Annotated in this window: 6 protein-coding genes; 4 read left to right on the top strand and 2 right to left on the bottom strand. The window is 48.8% G+C overall.

Going from position 1 to position 6157, the window contains the following annotated elements; genetic code table 11:
* The 4 genes from Q0991_RS08880 to Q0991_RS08865 all read left to right on the top strand — a co-directional run.
* Window positions 1-724: glycogen/starch/alpha-glucan phosphorylase (locus tag Q0991_RS08880; protein ID WP_299487512.1), on the top strand; the 724-nt coding region annotated here is incomplete at its 5' end.
* Window positions 725-741: 17 nt separating this feature from the next.
* Entirely contained in the window at window positions 742-1803 is a 1062-nt protein-coding gene (locus Q0991_RS08875; RefSeq protein ID WP_299487510.1) for a glycerate kinase, read from the top strand.
* A 56-nt stretch (window positions 1804-1859) separates the two neighbouring features.
* Window positions 1860-3587 carry a solute carrier family 26 protein gene (locus Q0991_RS08870; protein ID WP_299487507.1) on the top strand — a complete coding sequence of 576 codons (1728 nt, stop codon included), beginning with the start codon at window positions 1860-1862 and terminating at the stop codon, window positions 3585-3587.
* Window positions 3584-4171, top strand: a complete 588-nt coding sequence (locus tag Q0991_RS08865; protein ID WP_299487505.1) for an acyl carrier protein phosphodiesterase — start codon at window positions 3584-3586, stop codon at window positions 4169-4171. The genes Q0991_RS08870 and Q0991_RS08865 overlap by 4 nt, the downstream gene beginning before the upstream one ends.
* Here Q0991_RS08865 and Q0991_RS08860 read toward each other — a convergent pair.
* Window positions 4168-4617 (bottom strand): transcriptional repressor, encoded by a 450-nt coding sequence (locus Q0991_RS08860; protein ID WP_299487503.1) that lies wholly within the window; start codon window positions 4615-4617, stop codon window positions 4168-4170. The two genes, Q0991_RS08865 and Q0991_RS08860, sit on opposite strands and share 4 nt — an antisense overlap.
* A gap of 222 nt (window positions 4618-4839) precedes the next feature.
* Window positions 4840-6108: an RNA polymerase sigma factor SigC gene (gene sigC, locus Q0991_RS08855; RefSeq protein ID WP_299487501.1), complete on the bottom strand. Its 1269-nt coding sequence runs from the start codon at window positions 6106-6108 to the stop codon at window positions 4840-4842.
* Window positions 6109-6157 lie beyond the last annotated feature (49 nt).

The raw sequence follows: 6157 nt of genomic DNA, 5'->3' as shown, positions 1-6157 counted from the left end.
GATTACGCCTCGCACCTTTATCTTTGGTGGGAAAGCAGCGCCAGGCTATTTTATGGCCAAGCTGATTATCAAGCTGATCAACTCCGTGGGAAATGTGGTTAACCGTGACCCCGATGTCCGAGGACGGCTTAAGGTAGTCTTTTTGAAGGACTATAACGTCAAGTTGGCCCAGCGTATTTACCCCGCTGCTGATTTGTCAGAGCAGATTTCCACTGCGGGTAAAGAGGCTTCAGGTACAGGCAATATGAAATTTGCCCTGAATGGTGCTCTTACCATTGGCACCTTAGATGGGGCCAACGTGGAAATTCGGGAAGAAGTGGGCGAGGAGAATTTCTTCTTATTCGGCCTAACGACAGAAGAGGTCTATCACAAGCGAGCCCATGGGTATCGCTCGCGGGATTACTACCATACCAACGCTGAACTGAAGTTGGCGATTGATCGGATTGCCTCTGGCTTCTTCTCCCAAGGGGATGCAGAGCTGTTCCGGCCTTTAATCGATTCCTTACTTAATCAGGACCAGTATTTCCTCTTCGCTGACTATGCCTCCTATATTGCTTGTCAAGATCAGGTCGCTGCAGTCTATAAGGATCAAGAAAAATGGACCCGTATGTCTATTTTGAATGCGGCTCGGATGGGTAAGTTCTCTTCAGATCGCTCGATTGAAGACTATTGTCGAGATATCTGGAAGGTTGAACCCGTTAACGTTGAACTGCGCCAGTGCTAGGCATCCATGCCTAAATCATGGACAGTTTAGAACAGCTGGTTCAAGGTCAGGCGCTAACCCAGCATCAAATCGCTGAATTAGGCCAAGGGATGTTGTCTGAACCCTATCGGGCAGCAGCCTTTGGCCTAACTCCAGTATCCTTAGAAACAACCGTTCACCAATTCGCCCAGCTCCTCCCGCAGATCTATCCCCAGGTGGAGGCGTTTTGGTGCGGAGATTGCCAAATTTCCACTTCACCGCTAGAGACACTCTGGCGGGTATGGATGCCGTTAGCCTATCAACTTGCAGAGGCTAGACAGGATCTCAGTCGCCCCTTAATTCAAGGGATATTGGGGATGCAAGGGGCTGGGAAAACGACGCTGACGACGGTGTTGCAGATCATCCTTAAGCAGCTGGGGTATTCCTGTTGTTGCCTGTCCATTGATGATCTGTATAAGACTTATGCTGAGCGTCAACATCTGCAGGCCCAAGATTCTCGACTGAAATGGCGAGGGCCACCGGGAACCCATGATGTCGATTTAGGTATCCAAATTTTGGATCAGGTGCGAGCTAATCAAGCCAATACTTCGATCCAAGTGCCTCGGTTTGATAAGTCGGCTTTTGGGGGCCAAGGCGATCGCAATGGGTTTGAGATTGTGCCGACCGCCGATATTATCCTGTTTGAGGGGTGGTTTGTCGGGGCACAACCCATTTCACCAGACGTCTTTGAACAAGCGCCTTCACCGATTAATACGCCTGTCGATCGCAAGTTTGCAATGGATATGAACCAGCGCTTGCAGGATTACTTACCCCTCTGGGACCGTCTTGATCGTTTGATGGTGCTGAATCTCGCAGATTATCAGCTGAGCAAGCAGTGGCGGAAGGAAGCAGAACATAAAGCGATCGCAGCCGGTAACGCTGGCATGAGTGATCAAGAAATCGATGAATTTGTGGACTACTTTTGGAAAGCACTCCATCCAGAGCTATTTGTGAAACCCTTGACTATCGCCAAACATGGGGCAGATCTAGTGATAACGGTCAATGCCGATCACACCTTAGGTGATATTTATCAGCCTGTTCACAGGTCTGAGATGGCCTAGCACTCCTGCCGCCAAATCAAGATAATATCAATCCAGATTTAACAGAAGCATCAACTGTGGCTAAGAAAGGCAAGTCTGGGCTGCGGTCACTGCTACCAGGTTGGTGGCAGCTGACCCATTATCAGTGGCAGTGGTTTCGGCAGGATAGCATCGCGGGGGTAACGGTCGCGGCCTATTTGATTCCCCAATGCATGGCCTATGGGGAGCTAGCAGGAGTGGAGCCTGTGGCTGGATTGTGGGCCATTTTGCCTGCCATGATTATCTACGCGATTTTCGGGTCTTCGTTGCAACTCTCCTTAGGACCTGAATCGACAACCGCTGTGATGACGGCTGTTGCCATTGGGCCGTTAGTCACTAGCGGAACGTATGAGGCTGCGAGTTGGGCTTCGGTCTTAGCTTTGTTTGTCGGACTGGTTTACCTGATTGCTTATATCGCTCGACTTGGCTTTCTGGCTGACTTACTCTCAAAGCCAATTTTGGTGGGTTATATGGCTGGGGTAGCGCTGATCATGATCATCGGCCAGCTGGGCAAGGTCAGCGGTATTCCCATTCAAGCTGAGAGTTTGGTGGGGGAAGTGGGGGATTTCATCACTCACTTCAATCAACTACATCCACCGACATTTATGTTGGCTACCTCCGTCTTGTTGTTCCTGTTTGTCATGCAATCTCGCTTTCCCAGATGGCCGGGACCGCTGATTGCAGTTTTATTGGCGACGGCAGCGGTTACCATACTCCAATTAGACCAGCAAGGGGTGAAGGTGGTGGGTACTATTCCAGCTGGTTTGCCCACGCCGCTTCTTCCCCGTTTTTTACCTGAAAAAATTTCTACTTTGTTCGCGGCAGCGGTGGGCATTGCGGTAGTGGGCTATTCAGACAATGTGTTGACCGCCCGGTCCTTTGCCAACCGTAATGGGTATCAAATCGACGGTAATCAAGAACTGTTAGCTTTGGGTATCGCAAATTTGGGCACGGGGCTGCTGCAAGGTTTTCCGATTAGCAGCAGTGGGAGCCGCACGGTGATTGGCGATGCCTTGGGGAGTAAAACCCAAGTCTTTTCCTTGGTTGCCTTTGGGGTAGTGGTGATGGTGCTGCTGTTTTTGCGGCCGGTGCTGGCGCTCTTTCCCACAGCGGCGCTAGGGGCGATCGTGATCTTTGCGGCGACCCGATTGATTGAATGGGCCGAATTTAAGCGACTCTGGCGGTTTCGAAAAACGGAGTGGGGGTTAGCCATCATCACCACGCTGGGAGTGCTGGGAACCGATATTTTATTGGGGGTAGCGGTGGCGGTGGGCTTGTCGGTGATTGATCTATTTGCCCGGATTGCCCGCCCCCATGATGCGGTGCTGGGGAAAGTTCCAGGTATGGCTGGCCTCCATGATATTGCGGATTGGGAGGGGACAGCGACCTGGCCAGGGCTGGTGATTTATCGCTATGATGCGCCCCTCTGTTTTGCCAATGCCGAGAATTTCAGACTGCGGGTCTTGGATGCAATCGCAAAGGAAATCACCCCCGTCCATTGGTTTGTCCTCAACACCGAAGCCATCATTAATATCGATATTACGGCGGTCGATATGTTGGAAGAGCTGCGCCAAGAACTCGCCAAGCAAGACATTATGTTTGGTATTGCGCGGATGAAACAGGACCTATATGGTCAATTACAGTACACGGATTTTCTGGCTAATATTCCACCCGAATATATTTTTGCAACGCTACCGACAGCAGTCTCGGCCTACATAGACCAATATCCAGAGTCTGTTAATGTGCTGGATGAACCTTCCGCATGAATTGGCTTGCCCATCTCTACCTGGCTCAGCCGACTGTAGAACATCGGTTAGGAAACTTGTTGGCCGATTTTATCAAAGGCTCAGCTCGCCAGCAGTTTCCTCTAGCGATGCAGGCTGGAATGAGACACCATCAGCAAATTGATAGCTTTACGGATCGACATCCCATCTTTTGCCACAGTAAACGTTTGATGGGGCCAGCTCATCGTCGCATGGCCGGAATTTTAGTGGATATTTTTTATGACCACCATCTAGCTCAACAGTGGTCAGCGTACAGCGATGTGCCGTTAGCCATCTTCACCCGTGATATTTACCGCTCATTTCAAAGCTATTCCGGTTGGCTACCTGCTGATATTCACTTTTTGCTGGATCGGATCACCACAGAAGATTGGCTCACCCAATATCAAACAATAGAAGGTATTGAGGCAACCTTGGCTCGCTTGTCTCAAAGAATCAGTCGCCGTTGGCAGCGTTCTGTAAACCTATGTCCTGCGATCGAGGATTGGGTAACCTATTATCAAATATTTGCCCAGGATTTTTCGCAATTTTTTCCCGAACTGATTCAATATTGCCAAACCCTAGATTAGGTCGGTAGTAAAGACCGCTGACATTGGGGACAGATGGCATGAATTGAGAGCTGGCAGTCCAATAAATGGAACCCCGACTTTTTAGCAGTCTTAGAGCCAATCTTCAGAACAGAATCACTTTTGAATTCAATAGTTTTGTTGCACTTGACGCAAATTAAGTGGTGATGGTGATAAGGATAGGGCTGATTTAGCTCATAGTGTTTATGACCTTCAGCAAATTCTAATTCCCGTAAAATTCCCATACGGGCCATTAATTTTACTGTTCGATAGATGGTCGATAGACTAATGGGCTCACCCTTTTCTTCCAGGAGATTGTATAAATCTTCAGCGCTCAAATGCTTCCCTTTTTGCAGGTCTTGAAACACATTGAGAATCGTTTCCCTTTGAGGAGTGAGACGCCATCCCCGATCGTTCAGTTCTGCTTTGAGTGAGTTAGCAGTGTACATAGTCTTTTCTCAAGAAAACGAGCTTATTGAAAGTCTAACCAATGATGTATCCTTTTGCAACAAGAAGATTCTATTGAGAAAAGTAAAGGGGATTTCGCCATCGCCAACCGAGGTGACTTCCTGAACTAGCGATGGGCACAACATAAAAATTTTCCACCTATAGAAAAGGGGATCATCAAGTGATCCCCTCTAAAATATTGGCAATTCCGAATAAACGATTGATTATGCAAACGCTTCTAAAAAGTCACGAATTCGGTTACGACGTTTAGGTTGGCGTAATTTCTGTAACGCCTTGGATTCAATTTGTCTGACTCGCTCTCGGGACAAATTGAGAGATTTGCCAATTTGAGCAAGGGAATGGGTTTTCCCATCATTCAGACCAAACCGCATGGTGATTACATCTCGTTCCCGGTCCGTTAAATCTGCCAGCAACTGTTTTAACTCTTGCTGTAAGGACTCTCGCATGATCAGCTCTTCCGGGGAAATATCATCTGTTTCCAGCAGCTCACCCAATTCGGTATCTTTGTCCTTGCCGACTTTAATCTCCAGAGAGACTGAGCGAGGAACCCGGACTAGAAGTTCCCGAATTTGCTCCGGGGTCATGTCCATTTCCTGAGCAATATCTTCAATGCTGGCAGTGCGTCCTTTGCTTTGGGACAGCTTTCGTTGAGCCTTCTTGATCTTGTTTAGTTTTTCGGTGATGTGGACCGGGAGTCGAATGGTGCGACTTTGGGTTGCGATCGCACGGGTAATTCCCTGCCGAATCCACCAGTAGGCGTAGGTACTGAATCGATACCCTTTGGTCGGATCAAACTTCTCTACTGCCCGTTCCAGCCCCAAAGTTCCCTCTTGGATAAGGTCCAGCAGTTCTAGGCCTCGATTTTGATATTTCTTGGCCACAGACACAACCAGGCGCAAGTTGGCCTGAATCATATGATCCTTAGCTCTAATCCCTTGCTTGATAATTTGGTCTAGCTCGGTATTCGATAACTCCGCTTTTTCAGCCCAAGCGGTTTTTCCCTCGGCGAGACGGGGCTTTAGATCGGCGGCAGGGATGTCTGCTTCTTTCGCCCAGCGGTTGAAGGAAGGGCGGTGTCCCAACAAAGCAGTGAGCTGATCACGAATATCAGTCAGACGAGCATACTCCGCAATAACAGGATTACTGTCGATAAATTCTTCTCGTGTCTCCAGAAGGTGCATATAGCGTTGGACCTTCTGGGCCTCGGCAACTTCTTCATCTCGCTCCAGGAGATGAACACGTCCAATTTCTTGTAGATATAACCGCACTAAATCGGTGGTTCCCCGCCGATGGTTGGCAGCGATGGGGGTCATCTTAAGTGAGGCAAGATCTGCGTTGGCTTCTTCTAAATCAGAGGTGGGATCAAAATCCATTTCCTCAGGTTCATTAGTCTCTTGATCAAGGGGACGACTCTTCCCTTGACCGTCATAAACGGCGTGAATAACTTCTGCTTTTTGCGGAATTGCCGACATCTAAGATCACCTCTAGCAGGTTAAAGCGAAACAAGCTCCCTTCCTCTAT

The sequence above is a fragment of the Acaryochloris sp. IP29b_bin.137 genome (assembly GCF_028285745.1).
Classification (GTDB): domain Bacteria; phylum Cyanobacteriota; class Cyanobacteriia; order Thermosynechococcales; family Thermosynechococcaceae; genus Acaryochloris.
Note: the sequence above shows the minus strand (reverse complement) of the source record. Positions and strands in the feature narration are given on the sequence as shown.

What these genes read in the sequence shown, in the direction of transcription:
- Q0991_RS08860 (WP_299487503.1), bottom strand. Translation starts at nt 4,617, where the DNA reads ATGTACACTGCTAACTCACTCAAAGCAGAACTGAACGATCGGGGATGG.
- Q0991_RS08875 (WP_299487510.1), top strand. Translation starts at nt 742, where the DNA reads ATGGACAGTTTAGAACAGCTGGTTCAAGGTCAGGCGCTAACCCAGCAT.
- Q0991_RS08865 (WP_299487505.1), top strand. Translation starts at nt 3,584, where the DNA reads ATGAATTGGCTTGCCCATCTCTACCTGGCTCAGCCGACTGTAGAACAT.
- sigC (WP_299487501.1), bottom strand. Translation starts at nt 6,108, where the DNA reads ATGTCGGCAATTCCGCAAAAAGCAGAAGTTATTCACGCCGTTTATGAC.